The organism is Cupriavidus sp. PB-02 (genome assembly GCF_058252315.1).
In genome coordinates this window covers 3,316,953-3,339,235 of sequence record NZ_CM177694.1, presented here as the reverse complement: position 1 = coordinate 3,339,235, position 22,283 = coordinate 3,316,953, and the positions used below count along the sequence as shown (strand labels likewise).

Annotated in this window: 25 protein-coding genes and 1 tRNA gene; 10 read left to right on the top strand and 16 right to left on the bottom strand. The window is 65.1% G+C overall.

The window, feature by feature from the left end; genetic code table 11:
• Positions 1-74: 74 nt before the first annotated feature.
• A complete protein-coding gene (locus tag AC10V3_RS15660; protein WP_490922468.1) occupies positions 75-320 on the bottom strand; it encodes a helix-turn-helix domain-containing protein in 246 nt (81 codons plus the stop codon).
• Positions 321-761: 441 nt separating this feature from the next.
• Between AC10V3_RS15660 and AC10V3_RS15655 the strand changes: the two genes are divergently transcribed.
• From AC10V3_RS15655 to AC10V3_RS15645, 3 genes are all read left to right on the top strand, one after another.
• Complete coding sequence (locus tag AC10V3_RS15655) at positions 762-1,025, top strand: hypothetical protein (RefSeq protein WP_490922467.1); 264 nt, start codon at positions 762-764, stop codon at positions 1,023-1,025.
• A 172-nt stretch (positions 1,026-1,197) separates the two neighbouring features.
• Positions 1,198-1,557 (top strand): hypothetical protein, encoded by a 360-nt coding sequence (locus AC10V3_RS15650; RefSeq protein ID WP_490922466.1) that lies wholly within the window; start codon positions 1,198-1,200, stop codon positions 1,555-1,557.
• Positions 1,558-1,666: 109 nt separating this feature from the next.
• Positions 1,667-1,888, top strand: a complete 222-nt coding sequence (locus AC10V3_RS15645) for a hypothetical protein (protein WP_490922465.1) — start codon at positions 1,667-1,669, stop codon at positions 1,886-1,888.
• 423 nt (positions 1,889-2,311) lie between these two features.
• On the opposite strand, the gene AC10V3_RS15640 is transcribed toward AC10V3_RS15645, so the two are convergent.
• The 6 genes from AC10V3_RS15640 to AC10V3_RS15615 form a co-directional block, all read right to left on the bottom strand.
• A complete protein-coding gene (locus tag AC10V3_RS15640) occupies positions 2,312-4,300 on the bottom strand; it encodes an AAA family ATPase (RefSeq protein WP_490923680.1) in 1,989 nt (662 codons plus the stop codon).
• Positions 4,300-4,659 carry a hypothetical protein gene (locus tag AC10V3_RS15635; RefSeq protein ID WP_490922464.1) on the bottom strand — a complete coding sequence of 120 codons (360 nt, stop codon included), beginning with the start codon at positions 4,657-4,659 and terminating at the stop codon, positions 4,300-4,302. Before AC10V3_RS15635 ends, AC10V3_RS15640 begins: the two co-directional genes overlap by 1 nt.
• A complete protein-coding gene (locus tag AC10V3_RS15630; RefSeq protein WP_490922463.1) occupies positions 4,659-4,862 on the bottom strand; it encodes a DNA-binding protein in 204 nt (67 codons plus the stop codon). The genes AC10V3_RS15635 and AC10V3_RS15630 overlap by 1 nt, the downstream gene beginning before the upstream one ends.
• A 193-nt stretch (positions 4,863-5,055) precedes the next feature.
• Positions 5,056-5,430, bottom strand: coding sequence for a hypothetical protein (locus AC10V3_RS15625; protein ID WP_490922462.1), 375 nt, complete (start codon positions 5,428-5,430; stop codon positions 5,056-5,058).
• Between the two features lie 417 nt (positions 5,431-5,847).
• Positions 5,848-6,213: a hypothetical protein gene (locus tag AC10V3_RS15620; protein ID WP_490922461.1), complete on the bottom strand. Its 366-nt coding sequence runs from the start codon at positions 6,211-6,213 to the stop codon at positions 5,848-5,850.
• Between the two features lie 39 nt (positions 6,214-6,252).
• A complete protein-coding gene (locus AC10V3_RS15615; protein ID WP_490922459.1) occupies positions 6,253-7,614 on the bottom strand; it encodes a tyrosine-type recombinase/integrase in 1,362 nt (453 codons plus the stop codon).
• A 138-nt stretch (positions 7,615-7,752) separates the two neighbouring features.
• On the opposite strand from AC10V3_RS15615, the gene AC10V3_RS15610 reads away from it, so the two are divergent.
• Both AC10V3_RS15610 and AC10V3_RS15605 read left to right on the top strand, forming a co-directional pair.
• Positions 7,753-7,845 (top strand) — tRNA-Lys (locus AC10V3_RS15610).
• A 208-nt stretch (positions 7,846-8,053) separates the two neighbouring features.
• On the top strand, positions 8,054-10,879 hold the full coding sequence (locus AC10V3_RS15605; RefSeq protein WP_454752267.1) for an EAL domain-containing protein: 2,826 nt from the start codon (positions 8,054-8,056) through the stop codon (positions 10,877-10,879).
• Positions 10,880-10,913: 34 nt separating this feature from the next.
• Here AC10V3_RS15605 and AC10V3_RS15600 read toward each other — a convergent pair whose 3' ends face one another.
• The 3 genes from AC10V3_RS15600 to AC10V3_RS15590 form a co-directional block, all read right to left on the bottom strand.
• Positions 10,914-11,447, bottom strand: coding sequence for a DUF3318 domain-containing protein (locus tag AC10V3_RS15600; RefSeq protein ID WP_454752266.1), 534 nt, complete (start codon positions 11,445-11,447; stop codon positions 10,914-10,916).
• On the bottom strand, positions 11,444-11,824 hold the full coding sequence (locus AC10V3_RS15595) for a phage holin family protein (protein WP_041681559.1): 381 nt from the start codon (positions 11,822-11,824) through the stop codon (positions 11,444-11,446). The genes AC10V3_RS15600 and AC10V3_RS15595 overlap by 4 nt, the downstream gene beginning before the upstream one ends.
• A gap of 194 nt (positions 11,825-12,018) precedes the next feature.
• Entirely contained in the window at positions 12,019-12,345 is a 327-nt protein-coding gene (locus tag AC10V3_RS15590) for an ElaB/YgaM/YqjD family protein (protein ID WP_022536174.1), read from the bottom strand.
• A 253-nt stretch (positions 12,346-12,598) separates the two neighbouring features.
• Here AC10V3_RS15590 and AC10V3_RS15585 point away from each other — a divergent pair, with 253 nt between their 5' ends.
• Positions 12,599-13,237: a peroxiredoxin gene (locus tag AC10V3_RS15585; RefSeq protein ID WP_349606597.1), complete on the top strand. Its 639-nt coding sequence runs from the start codon at positions 12,599-12,601 to the stop codon at positions 13,235-13,237.
• Between the two features lie 152 nt (positions 13,238-13,389).
• On the opposite strand, the gene AC10V3_RS15580 is transcribed toward AC10V3_RS15585, so the two are convergent.
• On the bottom strand, positions 13,390-14,583 hold the full coding sequence (locus tag AC10V3_RS15580) for an acyl-CoA dehydrogenase (protein WP_022536172.1): 1,194 nt from the start codon (positions 14,581-14,583) through the stop codon (positions 13,390-13,392).
• 246 nt (positions 14,584-14,829) lie between these two features.
• On the opposite strand from AC10V3_RS15580, the gene AC10V3_RS15575 reads away from it, so the two are divergent.
• Complete coding sequence (locus AC10V3_RS15575) at positions 14,830-15,639, top strand: IclR family transcriptional regulator (protein ID WP_349606595.1); 810 nt, start codon at positions 14,830-14,832, stop codon at positions 15,637-15,639.
• A gap of 25 nt (positions 15,640-15,664) precedes the next feature.
• On the opposite strand, the gene kynA is transcribed toward AC10V3_RS15575, so the two are convergent.
• Genes kynA through kynB form a run of 3 tightly spaced genes read right to left on the bottom strand, consistent with a single transcriptional unit; the run spans position 15,665 to position 18,495 of the window.
• On the bottom strand, positions 15,665-16,546 hold the full coding sequence (gene kynA / locus AC10V3_RS15570; protein ID WP_022536170.1) for a tryptophan 2,3-dioxygenase: 882 nt from the start codon (positions 16,544-16,546) through the stop codon (positions 15,665-15,667).
• Positions 16,547-16,559: 13 nt separating this feature from the next.
• Positions 16,560-17,816 (bottom strand): kynureninase, encoded by a 1,257-nt coding sequence (gene kynU / locus AC10V3_RS15565; protein WP_349606592.1) that lies wholly within the window; start codon positions 17,814-17,816, stop codon positions 16,560-16,562.
• A gap of 28 nt (positions 17,817-17,844) precedes the next feature.
• Positions 17,845-18,495, bottom strand: coding sequence for an arylformamidase (kynB, locus tag AC10V3_RS15560; protein ID WP_022536168.1), 651 nt, complete (start codon positions 18,493-18,495; stop codon positions 17,845-17,847).
• A 158-nt stretch (positions 18,496-18,653) separates the two neighbouring features.
• On the opposite strand from kynB, the gene AC10V3_RS15555 reads away from it, so the two are divergent.
• Complete coding sequence (locus tag AC10V3_RS15555; RefSeq protein ID WP_022536167.1) at positions 18,654-19,139, top strand: Lrp/AsnC family transcriptional regulator; 486 nt, start codon at positions 18,654-18,656, stop codon at positions 19,137-19,139.
• Here AC10V3_RS15555 and AC10V3_RS15550 read toward each other — a convergent pair.
• Together AC10V3_RS15550 and AC10V3_RS15545 are read right to left on the bottom strand one after the other, a co-directional pair.
• Entirely contained in the window at positions 19,136-19,591 is a 456-nt protein-coding gene (locus tag AC10V3_RS15550) for a MarR family winged helix-turn-helix transcriptional regulator (RefSeq protein WP_022536166.1), read from the bottom strand. The genes AC10V3_RS15555 and AC10V3_RS15550 overlap by 4 nt on opposite strands.
• A 16-nt stretch (positions 19,592-19,607) precedes the next feature.
• Positions 19,608-20,168 carry a flavin reductase family protein gene (locus tag AC10V3_RS15545; RefSeq protein ID WP_349606612.1) on the bottom strand — a complete coding sequence of 187 codons (561 nt, stop codon included), beginning with the start codon at positions 20,166-20,168 and terminating at the stop codon, positions 19,608-19,610.
• Between the two features lie 148 nt (positions 20,169-20,316).
• On the opposite strand from AC10V3_RS15545, the gene AC10V3_RS15540 reads away from it, so the two are divergent.
• Together AC10V3_RS15540 and AC10V3_RS15535 are read left to right on the top strand one after the other, a co-directional pair.
• A complete protein-coding gene (locus tag AC10V3_RS15540) occupies positions 20,317-21,387 on the top strand; it encodes a 2,5-dihydroxypyridine 5,6-dioxygenase NicX family protein (protein ID WP_022536164.1) in 1,071 nt (356 codons plus the stop codon).
• Positions 21,384-22,205, top strand: coding sequence for an alpha/beta fold hydrolase (locus AC10V3_RS15535; RefSeq protein ID WP_349606588.1), 822 nt, complete (start codon positions 21,384-21,386; stop codon positions 22,203-22,205). Before AC10V3_RS15540 ends, AC10V3_RS15535 begins: the two co-directional genes overlap by 4 nt.
• Positions 22,206-22,283 lie beyond the last annotated feature (78 nt).

Here is a 22,283-nt window from a genome sequence, read left to right as displayed (position 1 = left end):
CAATTAGGCCGGGCACGTGGAGCACGCCGCCTTAGCTTTCAATAGGGTGGCCGCAGGGGCTCTGAATGCTGCGACTATACGCCGGACTGAGCGAGTAGCTCACCTGCCGAGGTGCCCAGCACACTGGCGATTCTGACCAAATTCAGCACTGTCAGATTGTGCTCGCCTCGCTCAATTCCGCCAATGTAGGAGCGGTCCATATCTGTAGCGAGTGCTAGCTCTTCCTGCGAAAACCCTTGGACCTTCCGAATTGCACGCACCGTCTTGCCAATAGATGCAAGTGCGGGATTGCCAGCGTGTTTCGGTGAGGGTCTCGCCATGCGCCAATGTTCTGCATTTGACGGACCCGATACCACGGGATAGGATACCCAAATCAATTCCAATCCCTATAGCTCAACTGAGATATTTGGCATGTCCGCACGTGTGCTTTTGCTTGGCGTAGTCGTCTGTAGTCCCATTGCGGGCCGCAAACGGAGTCCGAAGCTGACCGACCCGGTCCGCGCGGCAAACGCAGCTTCCAGGGATTGAGCGGACAGCCAGTAGACAGTTGCCGGGAAAAAACGCCGGACAAACACAACGCACCATCAACCGTGCCGGGTTTGCCGGAATGGCACAGACTGCGGCCGCTAGTACGTGGGAGACTGGCTCAGGAACCAGCGCACCTTTCACGCTGTGCTGCTGGCCGCGTGGCGGCGCTACTGCCGGAAATCCGGTAGTACGCAACAACATCGAAAAGTAGTTAATTGCTAAGGGAGAGGAGCATGAAACGTGCGCTGTATGTGCTTGCGCTGCCGCTGGCGCTGACCGCCTGCGCGGCAGTGGTTGAACCCATCGCCGGGCCGAATGGAAAACAGGGGTATTCCATTTCCTGTGATGGGTCGGCGGATAGCTGGTCGAAGTGCTACAACGCGGCCGCGAAAGCGTGCGGCGGGAATTACGACATCGTTAATTCCAGCGGCAACAGCACGCCAACGGGCTATGGGCCACTCGTTACTCGCAGCCTGATTGTCAGTTGCAAGGGGTGAGGCTCAGATGGGGCAGGCTTAGGTAGTCGCCAAACCATCGCGCCAGCACGCGGTCACGACATTTTCGGTCACTTCAGGTGCCTGGATGAGCGCGATGCGGATTACCGACGGACTGAATCCGAAGCGTGCCGACGGCTAGAGTAGCGGCGCAGGTAATTCACAAGGAATCCTCATGGAGAAGCATGTTCTGGCGCTGTACTTTTACAGCGTGTTGGCAGGCTTTGGTTTGACCTTATACGTTTCTGTCTGGATGGAGCGTCAAGGAAGGGCTATTGGGCGAAGTGTTCTGACTGGGGTCGGAACTGCGCTAGCAATGGCCGTTTTGGGTCCATACACTTTCATCGTCTTGCTCCGCGATTTAATTGAGGAGCAACGAGCACGCCCGGCGACTATGTTGGCATGTCTGGCCGCTTCGAACGTCCTTCCTTTGACTTTCACGGTATGGCGTCCCTCGCAGGCCAACATAGCCTATTGCGCCATTACTATAGTTTTGAACTTTGCGCTCGCGCTGTATGCCGCCAAGAAGAAATAAAGACGCTGTAGCAGGGATGAGCGCGGTGCCGGATTTGTAGCTCAACATTGCAACGCCATCGGCAGCGACAACGATTGAATCCCGGGATACCACTAATGATGGAGAGTCAATGCTAGGACTGCAGTACACGGGGCTGATACTCCGGCACTGGAAACAGTGGCGCCCGAAGGCGTACAAGGAAATGCAGAAGGACGGGACGCTGCAGGAGTTCGCCCAGAGTCTGAGCAAGCAGGCGGCGACGCAGGTGGCGACACTGATGGCAGCGGGCATGCCCAAGCACCAGGCGGAGGAGTTCGTGATGCCGGACATTCTGCTGCCGCCGGAGAGGTAACCGCGCCTCGCAAAGCCGCGCGCCCCTTCGATGACCGGAGCAGAGCGCAAGCCAAAGGGTGATGCTTTGTTAACTTTTGTTGGGCTAAAGTTAATTAAAGTTAGCCTTGACCGCTGAAAATAGAGTCGCGAGAAGGTCGCCATAACTTACGGTAGTGGCACGGTTCCCGCCCGGTCCTTGTCCCTCGATGTCAGGCCCATGGCATCACCTCCCTGACGAATATGGCAGCACGCACCAGTGCCAGATGAAGCGAGGCGAGCGTGTCGCCCCTGTCCCGAGATTTCACGCCCATTTAAACCCCCTGCTCCAGAGAAGAGTCCTCACACACAAACTCATGCACAGCACACACACCCTTAAAGGGTGTTGTGTGTGCGGTGCGCACAGACCGCACAAAGTGAGTATTTGTGCGATTTGTGCGTGCCATCAGTTCACCCATAGCCAGCCGCCCCCCGTTTGATAGATTTCCCCTTCGCCGGTCATCGCCGCGAGCGCGCGGCGGACTTGGTATGTCTTTTGGTCCGGTCGACACAGCAGCCGCTCTGCGATGATTGGCACGACGGTTTCCACCTCCACGCAGGGGCGGCCCATCGGCGCGCCACCCTTGGCGAAGTCCTTTGAGTCGCGCAACAGGGCCTTCAAGACGGAATAGACAATGTTCTGCGTCTTTCCCTTGGGCATGGGTCGGGAAGCGGTCGGCGCGCTCTCATCCGGCTCCACGACGCAGGACGTAACCGGCTCGCCGTGCTCATCGTCGCCAAGTTCCACCACGTGCAGCCGGAAGGCGGTTCGCTCGCCATCCTCGTCGTCCTTGCTTTTGGCAATCGACCACTCGCGGCGGCTGTCTGTCCGCGAAACCTCAATGGCGGCATCCAGTGCTGCATAGAGGCTGCTATGCCCGCGCAGGCCCTTGGTGCCGTCCTTGCCTGTGTGGTGCACCAGCAGGACCACGCCGCCAATACGGCGCTGCAATTCCTTGCAGGACTCGATAAGCTCGCCCATGTCCTTACTGGCGTTCTCATCGGCCCCCGGTGCGGCGCGGTTCAGGGTATCTACCACCAGCAGGCCATCACGCCCACCAGCGGCCAGCACGGCGGCGGCCAAGTCGGCAATATCGGCCTCTTGGCGCAGGTCCAGGGATTGCGTGACGAAGCGCAGGCGACCGGGCAGAGGGCGGCGATTTTTGATGCTCCATGCCTGGGCGCGCTTGCCCATGCCGCGCTCGCCTTCCAGGGCGCAGTACGTGACAGAGGCAGGGGTCACGCGCTTGCCAAACCATTCCGGCGCACCGTCAGCGATGGCGGCGCACAGGTCCAACGCCAGGAAGGACTTACCAGAACCAGACGGGCCATACAAAGCGGCCAGGCCATCGGCGGGCAGCACACCACGCACAAACCACCGCAGCGGCGGAGCGTTCAGCAGGTCATCGCCCGATTGCAGCCGGTAGCGCATGGGCGGCGTCTTGGCGCCTTGCAACAGGTTCGCCAAGGCTTCGCTATCGTGCTCGGCTTCGTAGTCGTTGGCGTCGTAGTTCGCGGGTTTGTCGGTGGGCATCTCCACCCATGCGCCGTTTACCTCGCGGGCGATGGCTTCGGCCTGGGACTCCTTGCCACGGTCGGCCACGAATACGAGTTGGGCATTGGGGAAGCGCTCACGTAGGACACGTCCCACGGCAGGGTAGCGGCCACAGCCAAAGGCCACTATGGCGGCGGCGTTATAGTCGGCGCGCGCCACAGCCCACGCTTGCCCGAGGCCTTCGCAGATGTAGATGCGACCATCGGTCTCGATTTCACCGAGCACAAACAGGCCCTCCCCGAAGGATGCGCCCGCCGCGTTCAGCTTCACACCGGCACCGGGCGCCGTGATGTATTGGACCGTCCGCAGTTCGCCATCCAGCGAGCGGACTGGCACCACCAGAGAACCGGCCACGGCTTGTTCTCGGATGGTCAGTGGGTCATCCTGGGGAACCATACGCAGACCGTCAGGCATGCCGCGCTTGGCAATGATGTAGGGGTGCGAGGCGTCCGCGGGCGGGTAGCTCTCAAATGCCGCGGACAGGTCAATGCGCGGCTTCTTAGAGGCTTTCGGCGCGGGGTGTGCCTTGGGCTTCGGGGTCAGCGTGCGGGCGGCTTGTATGCCGGTCTGGCGCGTCCTGTCCTGCCAGCCAGCATCGCGCGCAGCATGAAACAACGTCGCGGCCTTCACCGGGCCATCACCGAAGGATTGCCACGCGCTCAGGCAGTCGCGCTCCCCTTGGTAGTTCGGTGCGCTTGCGCTCCACTCGTGGAAGTCCTCAAACCCCAAGCCAGCATCCTTGGCGGCCATGCCGTACCGCGTCCATTCGTCGCGGGGGCATCCGGGGTCCAGGGAGAACAGGGCAGAGCGGGCACGCTCGAGTCCATCGCGCCCGTTCATCATGCCGCCCCCTTCACGCACTTGCGCTGCCAGGTGCGGATTGCCTTCAAGTCATCTGGAGTGAAGCTGTACACGCCCACGCGGACTACAAACCCGTCACGGTCCACCACGGGCACGCGCCGGCACGGAATCTCCAGGCCGCGGCGGCGCAATTCGGCAATGAGTTCGGGCCCGTTGGAGCAGCCGGCGATGCAGTCGATTTCTTTGCGACGGCGGGGGCGCACCGGCATGGCGTGAATCACGCGCAGGTGGCGCGGGTTGTCGGTCCCAGTGAATTTACGGGGGGCTTCCTGTGCGGTAGTATTCTCGGTGTCAGCGAGGCTCAATTCCGCAATCAATGGGAGTTGGGCCTTTTCCATTACTGGCCCCCGTTAAGCAGCTTTGCCAGGTCAGCGACGCGCCAGGCGAGGCGGCCATTGATGCGGACGGGGCGGATGGGGCCGTTCTCCAAGCAGGCCCATTTCCGGAGGGTTTGTGGCTTTCGGTTGATGGCGGCGGCGGCCTGGTCAGTCGGCAGGACTTCGGGCAGGGGCGCGCCAGTCAGCAGGGCAGCACGGGTCATAATCAACGTCCAATTCGGCCTCACTTGGCGGGGGCGCGGGACGTTGATAACGTGCCGATATTCGCTATCAACGCCTCACGACTTCCGCCGCGTTCGGCTTTGTGTCTCGGCGTTGATACTTTGGGGTGGGGAGGGAGTGGGGTCGCAAGAGTGGGGATGTGGGGTAATTTTTCCCCACTCCAGAACCCTATTTTTAGGAAGGGGCGTACTTGTGGTGATTCGCCATCCGGATGCGGTTCTGATTAACCGCCTCCTGCCACGCTTCCTTGAACGGGTCTTTCCCGACCCCGAACAAATCAGCATGGTGCGCCCGGCATGCGTCCTCGATTTTCCTCTTCCCGCCGTTCGGGATAGCCGTCCGCGTGAATCTCAAATTATCGGCCTCTGCCTCGATTGCCTGAATCTGCCTCTCGCGCTTGGTGTGACCAGCGACGGGAAAGCCAGGTTCGGCACCCGGCTGGCTGGCTTTGCTGGCTTGCGCACTTCCCTTAGGCCACGGACCAATGTACGTAGCTTCATATTCCGCTGTTAGCTTCGCGTTCTGTAAGGCAGGCAGCAGCAGCTCCACGAAATCATGTTGTGCCGAGCGTATGTAGTCCTCACAGTGGGCCCATCGCAAGAAGTCTGCTAGCTCTTTGACAGTGCATGGCAGTTTGAGTGCGGGCTGGGAGTAATCTCCGGACGGGTGGTCGACTAGTGCCGCGAATTCGTCGGGGGTTAATCCCGAATCCTTGTAGTGCTCGGGCTCCTTCGCCCATATGCCATCGCTCCGAAGCCATAGGCCAGGGGCAGGCCAATCGTCCATATCGGATGGCTCTACCCTGAATTGCCGAACGATGTCAGCATACGTAACCGTACTCGATACGTACCCCACTCTCGCACTCCTTCACGTGCGGCCTTCAATTGGATGCCCCTACCAGGCCGGTGAAGGTGTCCGGCTTTTCCGCCCGTCGGCGTAGGCAGGGGCAAAACTGGCAAGCGGCGGCTACATCTTCCACGCGACGGGCGCCGTAGCGGAGCACGATGTAACGCCACTTAATCCATTACGACCAAGCGAAAGCTTGATGCGCTGCTCATTCACAGGCTCTATTCGGCGGCCTTTGCGCTCGGCTATCTCGTGCGCAACGCTTGTAAGGGCGGCTTTGCACGCTGTCGCAACGGCGCTGGACTCAGGGATGAACTGGTAGCGGCTGTAGTTGATTGTGATAACAAAGCCGTTTTGCGTATTTTCCACGACGTATTCGGTGTCGCGGTCAAACTGGGTCATCGGCTTGTCTGTGAAGGTGCTTGGCGTAGTGCAGGCAGCCAAACTGAGGATGATGAGCGTTGCCGCAATTCTTCTTGTCTTCATACATTTCCCTTGTGCTGCGTAAGAAAAGCGCCCGTATTGCTACGCGGCGGTAATTGCCTTCAAGCCCGGCTTGGCCTGTTTCGGCTCGAACTTGATTCCAGCCTGTTCCAGCAGCCACGCTTCGATTTTGATGTGCCACGCCCGCAGCAGGTCCAGCGGGCGGCGGCGGTAGTGCTTCTCCGCCAGGGCGGACGGCTTGTGCCCCATGATTTGGGCGGAAATGCCGGACGGCATCTCTACCCACTCGCACAGCGTACCGAAGGACCGGCGCAGGCCATGCAGACTCACATGCGGCAAACCAGCAATCTCTAGCGCCTTGGCGTGGGCATTGCGCGGCTCTGCCAGCCTGCCATTGGCGGATGTGGGACTGCTGAATACCCAAGGCGACGGCTCCCACTTCTCGCCGCGTGCTTCCATTTCACGCAGCTTGTGCACGTTGGGCGGCGTGTCATTGCGGCGCTTCAGGGCCAGCAGCAGGGAGGCAAGGTAAGGCGTCAGCGGAATCGTGCGTTCGCCTTCCACCTTGTCCCGGATGGGCAGGCTTCCCCATTGGAAATCCACGTCGTCCCACCGCAGCCCGCCCAATTCTTCCCGGCGCGCGCCAGTGATAAGCAGCCCTTGAAGGTATGCCGATATGACCGGGTTTGAAATCCCGCGCACGGCAGCGAACCAGGCGGGCAGTTGCTCGCGTTGCAGGCAATCGTCTTTGGTCTTGGCCTTGGGTACGTGCTCGCGGGATATGCGGCTCGAGAAGGCGTCAAGCGATACCAAACCCTTGTAGGCGGCCTGGTCCTCGCACCAGCGGGCGAAGGCGCGCAGTAGCCGGAAGGATAGGGCGGCGCTGGTGGGGCGGCTCTCCGCCTCTTTCTCTAGCCATACGGCTATCCGCTCGCGGGTCAGGTCGGAAAGGCGGTCATCCAGTAGCGCGGCGAGCGGCGCGGCAATGGTCTTGCCTCGCTTCCATTCACGGTCGCCACGGTCCGCAAGGCGAACATGGTCCACATAGTGACGTTCAGACCATTTGCCACGACGGGCGGCAATGTAGGCGGTCCACGCATCCCCAAGGGTTACATCCTTGCGGCGGGCGGCGGCTTGCCTGGCTTCATGAGCGGCCCGAACTTCGGCCCTTGCTTCGCGGGGGTCTTTGCCTGCGTCAATGAGCGTTTGCAGGTTGCGGGCTTCTTCCTGGGCTTTGTCGATGCGCCAGCTTCGCGGGTCGCCAATGGTCAGGCGGACCGTTTGCCCGTGAACCTTGCCTTGGAAGATATAGGCCTTTGCCCCGTTTGCCGTGGCACGCAGGCCAAGGCCGGGGGACGCGGCATCCCACAGGAAGGCTTGGGCCTTGCCATCAGGGCAGGTGTGTTCCTGTACCCGCTTCGCCGTGAAATTGACCTTTGCCATTGATGCCACCTCTTGAGACCGGGTTACATGGCTTCATGTAACCGCCGTGTAACCACATCTTATGGCAAACAATCAACATTGAGCAACGTGAAAATCCGGGCAACTATGCCGGAATCCCTTGTGGTTGCTGGTTTCATCGGGTTACATGAGTGCGCGTCAACACGGAGAAATGACCTCTTGGCCGGACTTTTAATCCGTTGGTCGCGTGTTCGAGTCACGCACGACCCACCAGTATTACGAAGGGCCTGTGGCGCAAGTCACAGGCCCTTTTTGCATTGGCGTGCAGCCGCTTTAACTTGTTCGAGGTAGAGACTTAGGGGCGGACGCACAGGACAATGGGACAACCGCGGCTGTGTCGGCCACGGTACTACAGAGGGGCCGGCAAGGCACGGCCCCAAACGACTCCCAACCAGTCCCTATGCGGCGAGCAGGCCTTTCCTTGCCGGCCAGTGGGCACGTGCTGCGCATCATCTGGCCGTTCGTTCCGGTTGTCGTCGCGCTGGCCTTGTTCAGCATCGCCAGCCTAGACCTGCTATCGGCCGCGCGCGCGTTCGTGGCTGGGGAGAGCCAGTGGTCCAAGGGACAGAAGAACGCCGTGCTGCACCTGCTGCGCTATGGCGAGGACCGCAACCCCGAAGACTTTGCCTCTTACCTGGCGGCCATCGCCATCCCGCTCGGCGACCATCGCGCGCGCCTGGAACTGGACCGCGCCGAGCCTGACCTGGAGCGCGTGCGCGAAGGGTTGCTCGCCGGCGGCAACCACCTGGAAGACATTCCGCGGATGGTCCGGCTCTATCGCAATTTCCGCAATATCCAGGAGGTCGATGCCGCGATCCGCGTGTGGGCGGCGGGCGACCAGGAAATCTTTGCCTTGCACGAGCAGGCGCTGGCGTTGCGCCATCTCGTTGAGCAGCCGGGATGCGGCGACGAATGCGTGGCGCCGGTGCTGCGCAATATCGCCCGGATTGATGCCAGGCTGACGCCGCTGGAGCGTGCCTTCTCCGAACACCTCGGCCAAGCCTCGCGCCGGGTGACACGGCTGTTCACGACCGGCAGCGCGGTGATGGCGACCCTGCTGCTGATGTCGGCGATCTTGCTGTCACATGGGCCGCTGCGGCGCGAGCGCCAGCTGCGCGAGGCACTGGCGCAGCGCGAGGAGCAGCTGCAGCTGGCGGTAGAGGGCAGCAACGACGGGCTATGGGACTGGCACCTGGGCCGCGGCGAGCTGTACTTCTCGCCGCGCTGCGCGCAGATGCTGGGCTACCAGGCCGACCAGCTGCCGCATGCGCGCGAGACGGTGCTGGGGCTGCTGCATCCGTCCGACCTGGTCGCCTTCGAGGACAAGCTCACGCGCCACCTGCGCAGCGGCGAGCCCTATGACGCCGAGTTCCGGCTGCGCACGCGCGCCGGCCATTACCTGTGGGTGCGCGCACGTGGCAGGCTGGTGCGCGGGCCGGCGCGGCGGCGTGCCCGCATGGCAGGATCGCTGACGGATATCTCCGACAACAAGCGCTACGAGACGCAGCTCTTTGCCGAGAAGGAGCGCGCCCAGGTCACGCTGCAGGCCATCGGCGACGCCGTGGTGACAACCGATGTGTGGGGGCGCGTGCAGTCGCTCAACCCGGCGGCCGAAGCGCTGACCGGCTGGCGCGAAGCCGATGCCCGCGGCCTGCCGCTGGCCCAGGTCTGCGTGCTGCGCGACGAAGACAGCCACGCGCCGCTGCCCGATATCGTCACGCTGGCGCTCAGGGAGCGCTGGCACGGCCAGTCGGCGCAGCTGGTGCAGCGCGCGGCGTCCGGGCAGCACGGGCCGGTGGTGGCGGTAAAGCCTTCGGTGGCGCTGATCCGCGACCGCGGCGCGCAGGCCATCGGCGTGGTGGTAGTGCTGCACGATGTCAGCCAGGAACGCGCACACGCCGCGCGGCTGGCGTACGAGGCCAGCCACGATGCGCTGACGGGGCTGGTCAACCGCGCCGAGTTCGAGCGCCGCGTGGGCGCGGCGATCGCGCGCGCGCGATCGCAAGGTACCCCCCATACGCTGATGTACCTGGACCTGGACCAGTTCAAGGTGGTCAACGATACCTGCGGGCATGCCGCCGGCGACGAGCTGATCCGGCAAATGGCGGAAGTCATGGGCAGCCAGTTGCGCAAGAGCGATACGCTGGCCCGGCTGGGCGGCGACGAGTTCGGCATCCTGCTGGAGCATTGCGCCGGGACCGATGGCGAGCGCGTGGCCGAGGCGCTGCGCTGCGCGATTGCGTGCTTCCGCTTTGCCCATCGCCAGCGCACCTTCGCGCTGGGCGTCAGCATCGGCCTGGTCACGCTGGACCGCCAGACCGGCAGCGTCGCCGAGGCCCTGAGCGCGGCCGACGCGGCCTGCTACGTGGCCAAGGAGGGCGGCCGCAACCGCGTGCAGGTCTACCATCCGCTGGACAGCGTGGTGCAGGCGCGCCACGGCGAGATGGAGTGGGTCAGCCGCGTGCATGCGGCGCTGGCGGCGGGGCGCTTCTGTCTGTTCGCGCAGGAGATCGTGCCGGTGCAGACCGGCGCGGGCGCTGCAGAGGCCGGCCGCCACATTGAGCTGCTGCTGCGCCTGGTGGACGAGCGCGGCCGGCTGGTGCCGCCAATGGCATTCGTGCCGGCCTGCGAGCGCTACAATCTGATGCCGATGATCGACCGCTGGGTGGTGGAGACCGCGTTTGCCACGCTGGCGGGGCGGCAGGGCAGCGATGGCGAGGAGGCCATTGCCACTTGTGCGATCAACCTGTCCGGCTCGTCGCTGGCGGATTTCCATTTTCCCGAGTTCGTGCGCGAGCAGGCGCAGCGCTTCGGTATCGCGCTGGACGGGATCTGCTTCGAGATCACGGAGACCGCGGCCATCGCCAACCTGGCGCAGGCGGGATCGTTTATCCAGCAGCTGCAGCAGCTGGGCTGCAGCTTCGCGCTGGACGACTTTGGTGCCGGCATGTCGTCATTCACCTACCTGAAGCACCTGCCGGCGGCCTACCTGAAGATCGACGGCAGCTTTGTGCGCGAGATGCTGGCTGATCCGGTTAACCTGGTGATGGTGGAGGTGATCCAGCGCATCGGCCATGCGATGGGCAAGAAGACTATTGCGGAATTCGTTGAGAGCGAGGCGATGCTGGAGCGGCTGCGGGAGCTGGGCGTGGACCTGGCGCAGGGCTACCACCTGGCGCCGCCGGTGCCGTTCGCACCGGCCGGGCCGGCGGTCGGTGACGAACCGGCGGTGGCGCTGGCGGGCTGAGCTGGCAACCTGCCTGCCAGCCAGCGGTAAGGGATCAGGGAACGAGCGGGTCGCGGAAGCCCGTATCGGTGGCGGGCGGTGCCGCGTTGCCGGCCGCCGGTGCCGGTACAGGCGGCGCAGCAGGCGTTGGCACGATCGCGGGCGGGATGGCCTGCCGCCGGGCATCGCGCCAGGTGTTGTAGACCCAGTACGCCGCGCCGGCGACGGCGCCGATCTTCCCCAGCTTCCAGGTCCAGCGTAGCACCGGCGTGCGCTTGATCAGCGGCAGCGCCAGCGTGATCGCGGTGCTCAGCAGCGGATATTCCTTGGTCATGCCGACCACCTTCATCCACGAGCCGGGACGCGCGATACGCGGCAGCCAGTGGGCGACTGTGCCCAGGCGCCGGGCGCCGCCACGCACCTCGTGCAGGGCCTGCAGGCAGTCGTGGCGTTCCAGCGCGGCGCGCGTGAGCAGCAGCTCCTTTCGCACTTCCAGCGGCAGGCGCACCTCGTGGTTGAATCGGACAGGCCGCGGGTGTTCGCGGCGGTTGCGCCCGCTGGCGCTTTCCTCGGGTTCCAGGGTGCTCATCGGCGCAGGATCTCCCGGTCTTTGTCGAGTTCGGCGAGCGTGGCCTCGAACATCGGCGGGGCGTTGCGCACCAGGTTGCGTGCGTACGCCAGGCAGGCGGCGCACAGCAGCAGGTAGAGGACAGCCAGCACGCCCAGGGCCTGCCAGCCGTAGGCATTCCAGAACAGGATCGCGATCAGCGCGGTGAAGGTGACCAGCGCGATGCCGAAGAACACCAGGCCGAAGCAGGCCAGCAGCGCGACCTTCATCAGGCGCGAGCGCTCCTCGGAAAACTCGACGCTGGCAAGTTCCAGGCGGGTCTGGACCATGGCGACCACCGAGTTGGCGAGGTTGCGCACGGATTCCAGGAATTTGGGGGAGGGGGTGGGTTCGCTCATGGGTTCGCTCAGCGGCTCCGGCGTGAAAGAGCGGCGCGCCGGCATGGCCGTGCGCGCCTTTCCTGCGGGCGGGGCCGGGTGGCGCCGATGTGCGGGCTCCCGGGCCACTGGCAACCCGCGCATCGCGCCGGGTTGCCGCTCTGACGCGGCACCAGCGGGCCGCGTCGGGACTTCAAAACGCTGGCTGGCAGCGCTTACTTGCGGTTCAGCAGCAGACCGACGAGCAGGCCCACGCCGGCGGCCACGCCCACGGCGCGCCACGGGTGGTCATGCACGTAGTCGTCGGTGGCGCGTGCAGCGGCCTTGCTCTTGGTCACGACGGCATCTTGCAGGTCCTGGGCCTTTTCTTTGGCTTGCTTGAGCAGACCCATGCCGCGCTCGCGCAGTTCGGCGGCCTTTTCGCCGGTGGTCGAAGCCGCTTGCTTAAGCAGTTCTTCGGCGTCGGACAGAACGGTCTTGACATCGCTCATCAGTTTCTCCTGTTTGCGGGCGGTTGGTTCGGTTTGTGCGGATTCTGACATTTTCTTCGCTCCGAGGCTAACGGCAATTGTCGGTCTGATACTTAGCATATGTGGCGAGCGGCCGTGGTTTCAAGGCCACGCGCCGGAACCAGCAATCGGCGATGCCGATGATGCCAGCATGCCGGAACGCCCGCGCGATGATTGTCAGAAAAAGTCTTTATGACTTGGAGTGATTTTGTAGTGACTTTATATTCGTTTGGGTTGGATATCAATCCGGATACTCTGGTTCCACCCGAAAACAGGAGAACAGAGCATGGCATTGCGTCTTGGCGACATCGCCCCGGACTTCGAACAGGATTCGAGCGAAGGCCGTATCCGCTTCCATGAGTGGCTTGGCGAAAGCTGGGGCGTGCTGTTCTCGCACCCGGCCGACTACACCCCGGTGTGCACCACGGAACTTGGCCTGACCGCGAAGCTGAAGGGTGAGTTCGCGCGCCGCGGCGTCAAGGCGATCGCGCTGTCGGTGGATGGCGTGGAGTCGCACCATGGCTGGATCCGCGACATCAACGAGACCCAGTCGGCCACGGTCAACTTCCCGATCCTGGCCGATGGCGATCGCAAGGTCTCGCAGCTCTACGACATGATCCACCCGAACGCGAACGAGACCCTGACGGTGCGCTCGCTGTTCATCATCGACCCGAAGAAGAAGGTGCGCCTGATCATTACCTATCCGGCGAGCACGGGGCGCAACTTCAACGAAATCCTGCGCGTGATCGACTCGCTGCAGCTGACCGACAGCCACAGCGTGGCCACGCCGGGCAACTGGCAGGACGGCGACGACGTGGTGATCGTGCCCTCGCTGAAGGACGAAGCGGTGATCCGCGAGAAATTCCCGAAGGGCTACAAGGCGGTGCGGCCGTACCTGCGGCTGACGCCGCAACCGAACAAATGAAACGCGGCCCCGCTTGAAGGCGGGGCCGGCGTGAACGACAGGTGTTTTATCGACGGGGGCAGCCTCGTCGTCTCCTTGGTAGTGTGCTTGGCCCGGCTTTGCAGCCGGGCTTTTTTATGGCAGAGAGCCTGTCCGCAAGTCGTTTGTTTTGGTCAGAAGAAGGCCTGGATGCCGGTCTGGGCGCGGCCCAGGATCAGCGCGTGGATATCGTGCGTGCCTTCGTAGGTGTTCACCACTTCCAGGTTGACCACGTGGCGGATCACGCCGAACTCGTCCGAGATGCCGTTGCCGCCCAGCATGTCGCGCGCCACGCGGGCGATGTCCAGCGACTTGCCGCACGAATTGCGCTTCATGATCGAGGTGATCTCGACCGCGGCGGTGCCTTCGTCCTTCATGCGGCCCAGGCGCAGGCAGCCTTGCAGGCCCAGCGTGATCTCGGTCTGCATGTCGGCCAGCTTCTTCTGCACCAGCTGCGTGGCGGCCAGCGGGCGGCCGAACTGCTTGCGGTCCAGCGTGTACTGGCGGGCGGTGTGCCAGCAGAACTCGGCGGCGCCCAGCGCACCCCAGGCGATGCCGTAGCGGGCCGAATTCAGGCAGGTGAACGGGCCCTTCAGGCCGCTAACGCCCGGCATGATGTTCTCTTCCGGCACGAACACCTGGTCGAGCACGATTTCACCGGTGATCGACGTGCGCAGGCCGACCTTGCCGTGGATGGTCGGAGCCGACAGGCCCTTCCAGCCCTTTTCCAGGATAAAGCCGCGGATCTCGTCCTTGCCGTTGTCCTCTTGCAGCTTGGCCCAGACCACGAACACGTCGGCGATCGGCGAGTTGGTGATCCACATCTTGGCGCCGGTCAGCTCGTAGCCGCCGTCGACCTTCTTGGCGCGGGTGACCATCGAGCCCGGGTCGGAGCCGTGGTTCGGCTCGGTCAGGCCGAAGCAGCCGATCCATTCGCCGGTGGCCAGCTTGGGCAGGTACTTCTGCTTCTGCGCTTCGGTGCCGAATTCATGGATCGGCACCATCACCAGCGACGACTGCACGCTCATCATCGAGCGGTAGCCGGAATCGACGCGCTCGACTTCACGCGCGATCAGGCCGTAGCTGACGTAGTTCAGGCCGGGGCCGCCGTATTGCTCGGGGATGGTGGGGCCGAGCAGGCCCAGTTCGCCCATCTCGCGGAAGATCTCGACGTCGGTCTTTTCATTGCGGAACGACTGAAGCACGCGCGGCATCAGCTTGTCCTGGCTGTACGCCGCGGCGGCGTCGCGCACCATGCGTTCTTCGGCGGTCAGTTGCTGGTCCAGCAACAGGGGGTCGGCCCAGTGGAATTCGGCGTTGGCAGCCATGCAGGTCTCCTTCGGTAGCGCGGGGGAAGCATCGGGGGCGGGGCGAATGATCGCTTGCCGCACCGGCGCTTCCGGGAATCATGACGGGTTCGGTGATCTTCGCGGAGGGTTTTGTGGTTCCGCATTGCGGAACTGTGTTCCGTTGAATTAGTATATCGCAACGGGTTTGCCGTGCAACAGGCAAAACCCGGAGCTACCGATGCCGTGTGCGATGAGCGGACAACCGCCGACCTGACAGGACTCGCCTTGACCAATTCGTCACTTTCTACTGATACCGCGCCACCGTCCGCGGTGCGCGACAGCGATCCCAATTTTGTCACTGCGCTGGCGCGCGGCCTGGAACTGCTGCGCTGCTTCCGCACCGGCGAGGCGATGCTGGGCAACCAGGACTTCGTGCGCCGCACCGGCTTCCCGAAGGCGACGGTGAGCCGGCTCGCCGGCACGCTGGTGCAGCTGGGCTACCTGCGCTACGACGAAAGCCTGGGTAAGTACGCACTCGACGCGGGCGTTCTGGCGCTGGGCTACTCCTACCTGTCCGCATCGGACGTGGTGGCGCTGGCGCGGCCGCATATGTTGGCGTTTGCCCAGTCGTACGGTGTCTCGGTGTCGCTCGGCAAGCGCGAACGCATGGAGGTGATCTACCTGGAATCGATCCGCAATGACGCCGGCGTCATGCTGGGCCTGGGCGTGGGTTCGCGGCTGTCGCTGGTGTCGAGTTCGATGGGGCGGGCATACCTGGCGGCGTTGCCTGCGGCACGGCGCGAGCGCGTGCTCGCCGAGTTCAGCCAGGCCTTCCCGGAGCAATGGAAGCAGCAGGAAGTGCCGACGCGCGCGGCGCTGGCCGAGGCGCAGCAGCGCGGCTATGCGGCGTCGTTCCGTGACTGGCACCCGGCCATCCATGCCTGTGCGGTGGCGTTCCGGCCGGTGGGGGAGAAGGAGTTGCACATGCTGAGCTGCAGTGCTTCGTATGGAGCAGTGGAGGAAGCGGTGTTCCACCAGACGCTGGCACCGGCGTTGCAGGCGCTGGCGGCAAGGTTGTCGGACCCGGCAGGCTGATGGCCAGGTCCAACGTGCGCAGGCGTTACAGGTCCGTGCGCAGCTTCCACAGTTCCGGGAACAGCACCACGTCCAGCATCTTGCGCAGATAGCTGACGCCCTCGGTGCCGCCGGTGCCGCGCTTGAAGCCGATCACGCGTTCCACCGTGGTCACATGGCGGAAGCGCCATTGGCGGAACGAATCCTCAAGGTCAACGAACTTCTCGCCCAGCTCGTAAAGCTCCCAGTGCGCCGACGGATCGCGGTAGACCTCCAGCCACGCCGCCTCGACTGAGGCGTTGTACGCAGTCGGCTGGGTCCAGTCCCGCTCCACGCAATCCGCATCGACCGCAAAACCACGCCGCGCCATCAGCCGGATCGCCTCGTCATAGAGCGACGGCGTCTTCAGCGCAGTCTCCACCAACGCCAGGTGCTCCGGCCGGTGCGCATGCGGCTTCAGCATGGCCGCGTTCTTGTTGCCGAGAATGAACTCGATCTCGCGATACTGGAACGACTGGAAGCCCGACGACATCCCCAGGTAAGGCCGCATCGCGGAATATTCCGGCGGCGTCATCGTCGCCAGCACGTTCCACGCCTGCACCAGCTGGTCCATGATCCGCGACACCCGCGTCAGCATCTTGAACGCCGGCGGCAGGCTGTCGGACTTGACCGATTCGCGCGCCGCGCGCAGCTCGTGCAGCATCAGCTTCATCCACAACTCGGTGGTCTGGTGCTGCACGATAAACAGCATCTCGTTGTGGTCCGGCGACAGCGGGTGCTGCGCATTCAGGATCTGGTCCAGCCCGAGATAGTCGCCGTAGCTCATGTCCTTGGCGAAATCCATCTGCGCGCCATGCCAGCCATCAGCTTGCGCGCCGGACGGGGCTGCTGCACCACCGGAGAAGGGGCATCCCTTGAATTCACTCATGATGCGCTCCCGATCAGGTCACCTGGCCGCGCGTCTGGAAGCGCGCGTCGCGATAGGCGCCGCTGTCCAGTACATCGCGCAGGATTTCCACAGCATCCCACACCTCGGTGAAGCTGGTGTACAGCGGCGTGAAACCGAAGCGGGCGATGCGCGGCTCGCGGTAATCGCCGATCACGCCGCGCTCGATCAGCGCCTGCACCAGCGCATAGCCTTCCGGATGCTCCAGGCTGACCTGGCTGCCGCGGCGCGCGTGCTCGCGCGGCGTGACCAGCGTCAGCGGGTGGTGGCCGCAGCGTGCCTCCACCAGTTCGATGAACAAGTCGGTCAGCAGCAGGGACTTGGCGCGCAGCACCTGCATATTGGTCTGGGCGAAGATGTCCAGGCCGCACTCGACCATCGCCAGCGAAGTCACCGGCTGCGTGCCGCACAGGAAGCGGCGCACGCCGTCGACCGGGCGGTATTGCGGCTCCATCGCGAACGGCGCGGCGTGGCCCCACCAGCCCGACAGCGGCTGCCAGAAGGCATCGCGCAGCGCGGGAGCGACCCAGACGAAGGCCGGCGAGCCCGGGCCGCCGTTCAGGTATTTGTAGGTGCAGCCGATGGCGTAGTCGGCGCCGGCCGCCTTCAGGTTGACCGGCACCGCGCCGGCGGAGTGGCACAGGTCCCACACCGTCAGCGCGCCGCGTGCGTGGGCGAGCTCGGTCAGCGAGGCCATGTCGAGCATTTCGCCGGTCTTGTAGTTGACGTGCGTGAGCATCAGCACGGCGGTGTCGGCGCCGACCGCGGCGTCGAGCTCGGCCGGCGAATTGACCAGGCGCAGCGAATAGCCCTGCTGCAGCAGGTCGGCCAGGCCCTGCGCGATATAGAGGTCGGTCGGGAAGTTGCTGGCCTCGGACACGATCACCTTGCGCGCAGGATCGCGCGTCTGCTGCACCCGCAGCGCCGCGGCCAGTACCTTGAACAGGTTGATCGAGGTGGTGTCGGTCACCACCACTTCGTCCTGGCCGGCGCCCACCAGCGGGGCGAGCTTGTTGCCCAGCCGCTGCGGCAGTTCGAACCAGCCGGCGGTATTCCAGCTGCGGATCAGGCCTTCGCCCCATTCCTCGGCCACCACCTGGGCGGCGCGCGCGGCAGCGGCGCGCGGGCGGGCCCCGAGCGAGTTACCGTCGAGGTAGATCACGCCCTCGGGCAGTGCGAACTGGTCGCGCAGCGGGCGCAGCGGGTCTTGCTGATCGAGCCGGATACATTGCTCGCGGTCAGTTGTCGTCATGTCGTGATGCGTTGTCATGGGTTGTTGTTCAGGCCAGGCTGCGCAGCACCGCGCGTACCGGGCTGGCGTCGAGCCCGGCAAAGCGCAGCGGCAGCGCGATCAGTTCGTAGTCACCTTCGGCGACCTCATCCAGCACGATGCCTTCCAGGATGGCGAGGCCGTGCCGGCGCACCGCGTTGTGCGCGTCCATGGTCTTGGATTCCTGCGGATCGAGCGAAGGCGTGTCGATGCCGACCAGCTGCACGCCGTGCGAGGCCAGCAGCGCGATGGTGTCGGCGGCGACCGCGCAGAAGCCCGGGTCCCATTGCGCCAGCGGCGCCTGTGCGTAGGTGCGCAGCAGCACGCGCGGCGGCAGGCCGGCCAATGCGTGTTCGATATGGCGCGGCTCCACCACCGGCGAGGCGCCGATGCAGTGGATCACGCGGCAGGTGCCGAGGTACGGCGTCAGCGGCACGGCGCCGATCGGCGCCCCGTCGGCCGCGTAGTGCAGCGGCGCGTCGGCATGGGCGCCGGTGTGCGGCGACAGCGTGATGCGGCCGACATTCACCGGGCAGTGCTCGTCCATCTGCCACGCGGGCTCTTGCCGGAACGGCGTGTCGCCGGGCCAGACCGGGGTGGCGGGGGAGAGCGGCGGGCTGATGTCCCACAGCCGGCGCGGGTCTTGATTGGGGGCGGTCATCTGGGTGCGCGGCGTCTTTGCAAAGCGCCGTCCTTGTCTGCCTCGATGTCGGAAATCATAGTCAAAATCGGCAGGAAGAGGCTTGCGAAATGGGCCGTCGTCGGCGCCATCTTTCGCATAAAATGCGAAGAATCACCAATTCATCGAAGGAAATTCGAATGACCCTCGATCCCACCGATTTACGCATCCTGGCGTGCCTGCAGGAGAACGGCCGCATCAGCAACCAGGACCTGGCCGACCGCGTGGCGCTGTCGCCTTCGGCATGCCTGCGGCGCGTGCGCCTGCTGGAAGAGTCGGGGGTGATCGGCGGCTACCGCGCCTGGTTCGATGCCGAGCAGCTCGGGCTGGAGCTGGAGGCGATCGTGCAGGTATCGATGCGGCACGACGTCGAAGGCTGGCACGACACCTTTATCGCCGCGGTGCAGTCGTGGCCGGAAGTGCTGTCGGCGTACATTATCACCGGCGACAGCAATTACATCTTGCGGGTGCAGGCGCGCAACCTGAAGCACTACTCGGACTTCATCGTGAACCGGCTGTACCGCACCAAGGGCGTGATGGATATCCGCTCGAATATCGTGCTGCAGCGAATCAAGGTGGACAGTTCGCCGCTGGCGATCCTGAAGGCGGGCGCGGAGGACGCCTAGCGCTGGGTATGCAGCGCGATCAGCTGGCGCAGCGTTTCCTTGAGCTGCGCACCCTGCTGCGGGCCGAAGTCGTCGAGCACTGCGCGTTCATGTTCGGCGGCGCGTTCCAGCAGCGGCTGCGCCAGCGCGCGCCCGCGCGGCGTGATCGAGATCAGCGCCTGGCGGCGGTCTTCCTTGCCGGCGCGGCGGCTGACCAGCCCGTCGGCGGCCATGCGGTCGACCAGCTTGGTCAGCGTCGGCTGCTTGGTCAGCGTGATCTCGGCGAGCACGCCGATGGTGCAGTCGGGGCGGTCGGCCAGCGTCGCCAGCACGCGCCACTCCGGCACGGACAGGCCGCTGGCTTCCACCTCGCGGTGGAATTCGCCCGAGACCAGATGGCTGGCGCGGGCCAGCAGGTAGGCCAGGTAGCCGTCGACGAAGGGCAGGGCATCCTGCGCGGACTGGTCAGCCATGATGGGCCGGGGCGGCTCAGGGCTCGAGCGTGACGGTGGTGGAAAACTGCCCGCCCTGGAACACCAGCGGGCCGTCGGGGGAATCGAGCACGCCGCAGCGTTCCACTTCGCCGACGAAGATCACGTGGTCGCCTTCGTCGTAGCGGCTGCGGTTGTGGCATTCGAACCACGCCAGCGCATTGGACAGGATCGGCAGGCCGGTGGCCGAGAGCCGGTAGTCCACGCCCGCGAAGCGGTCGCCCTTGAGCGTGGCGAAGCGCTGGCACAAGTCCAGCTGCGAGGCCGACAGCACGTTGATGATGTAGTGGGTGCCGTCGCGGAACATCGGCAGGCTGTTGGCGCGCGTGGCCATGCTCCACAGCACCAGCGGCGGGTCCAGCGACACCGAGTTGAACGAGCTGGCGGTAATGCCGATGAACGGCGGCGCGCCCGCGGCCACGGAATGGGCGCTGGCGCGCGTGGTGATCACCGTGACCCCGGTCGCGAACTGCGACAGGGTGCGGCGGAAGTGCTGCGTGTCGAAGTCGGGGGCGGCGGCGACGCTGGCGATCCGTGGCTGGGCCTCAGGCATGCCCATGGGGGCTCCACTGGAGTTCATGAAATTTCATATATATTATTCGCGCCAGGGACAGCGAGTACAAGTCCGGCGACGCAATGGCCGCGTTGGCTGGCGCACAAAACCAGGCGGGCCCTGCCGCCATACAAGAACGAGCAGGAGACAAGACATGCTCATCGAGCAGATCGAACACCGCTGGCTGGCGGCGTTCCGGCGCACCCTCGAACTCTGTGCCCTCAAGGGCGGCGAAGTTGTTGGAATTGTAACGGAGTCGCAATCCCGCCCTGTCAACGTGGCCTTGGCCGAGCTGGCGGTGCAGTCGCTGGGCGCCACCCCCGTGCGCATCCAGGTGCCGACGCCGGCACTCAGCGCGCCCGCGCCGGTGCGCTCCACCGGCGCCAGCGATGCGCTGCAGGAACTGCCGCCGGTGGTCGCGGCGCTGTCGCGCTGCCAGCTGGTGCTGGACTGCACGGTGGAGGGCCTGCTGCATGCGCCCGAACTGCCCCAGATCCTGCGCGGCGCCGACGGCATCGTGCCGCGGATGCTGATGGTCAGCAATGAACACCCCGAGATCCTGGAACGCTGCCAGCCCGACCCCGCGCTGGAAGGCGCCGTGCGCGCGGCGATGAAGCGCCTGCGCGGCGCGCGCGAGATGCGCGTGCATTCGGCCGCCGGCACGGAACTGCGCATCGGCCTGGCCGATGCGCGCGTGGGCGGCGTCTGGGGCTACTGCAACAAGCCCGGACAGGTCTCGCACTGGCCCGGCGGGCTGTGCCTGGCCTTCCCCGCCAGCCGTCAGGTCAACGGCACGCTGGTGCTGGCGCCGGGCGACGTCAACCTGACCTTCAAGACTTACCTGCGCGATACCGTGGTCTGCCATATCGAGGACGACTACATCGTCGGCGTGGAGGGGCAGGGCGTGGATGCCGACATGATGCGCGGCTACTACCAGGCCTGGGCCGACCGCGAGGGCACGCGCGACGCGTATGCGGTCTCGCACGTGGGCTGGGGGCTGAACCGGCTGGCGCGCTGGGATGCGATGACGTTCTACGACAAGCGCGACTGCAATGGCACGGAGCTGCGCGCGTTTGCCGGCAATTTCCTGTTCTCGACCGGCGCCAACGAGGTGGCGGGGCGGCATACGCTCGGGCACTTCGACCTGCCGCTGCGCAACTGCACGGTGTCGCTCGACGGCCGCAACGAGGTCGAGGCCGGCACGCTGGTGGAGGTGGCGGCATGAGCGCGATCCCGACCACGCAACGCCACGCCAACGGCATCGCCACGCTCGCCTGGGGCGACGGCCCGGTCGCGGTGGTGATGCTGCACGGCATCGGCGGCGGCAAGGCCGCGTGGCCCGCGCAGGGCGAGGCGCTGGCGCAGGCCGGCTACCGCGCGGTGGCGTGGGACATGCCGGGCTACGGCGACAGCGCGTTGATCGACCCCTATGACTTCAACGGGCTGGCGCGCGCCCTGGCGCCGCTGCTGCAGGCCGAGCGCGAAGCGGGCCGCCGTGTGGTGCTGCTCGGCCACAGCATGGGCGGCATGGTCGCGCAACAGGCCTATGCCGCCACCCCGGCGCTGGTCGACGGCATGGTGCTGTCCGGCACCTCGCCCGCCTTCGGCAAGGGTGACGGACCGTGGCAGCGCGAGTTTATCGCCGCCCGCACCGCGCCGCTGGACGCGGGCAAGACCATGGCGGAGATGGCCGCCGGGCTGGTGCGCACGATGGTGGCACCCGCTGCCGATCCGGATGCGGTGGCCTTCGCCACCTCGGTCATGGCCGCGGTGCCGGCGCCCACCTACCGCGCCGCGCTGGGCGCACTGGTGCGCTTCAACCAGCGCGACGCGCTGCCGCGCATCACCGTGCCGGTGCTGGCGCTGGCCGGGCAGCACGACACCAACGCCGCGCCCGAAGTGATGGAACGCATGGCGCAGCGCATCCCGGGCGCCGAATACCGCTGCCTGCCCGATGCCGGCCACCTGGCGTGCATGGAAAAGCCGGCGGCCTTCAACGACGCCGTGCTCGACTTCCTGCGCCGGCATTTCCCCGTGCGCTGAGCCGCACCGCAAGTCTGGCATCAACACCGCAACACCAGAACAACGCCGCGCCGCCCCCGCATCCGGCGCAAAGGAGAC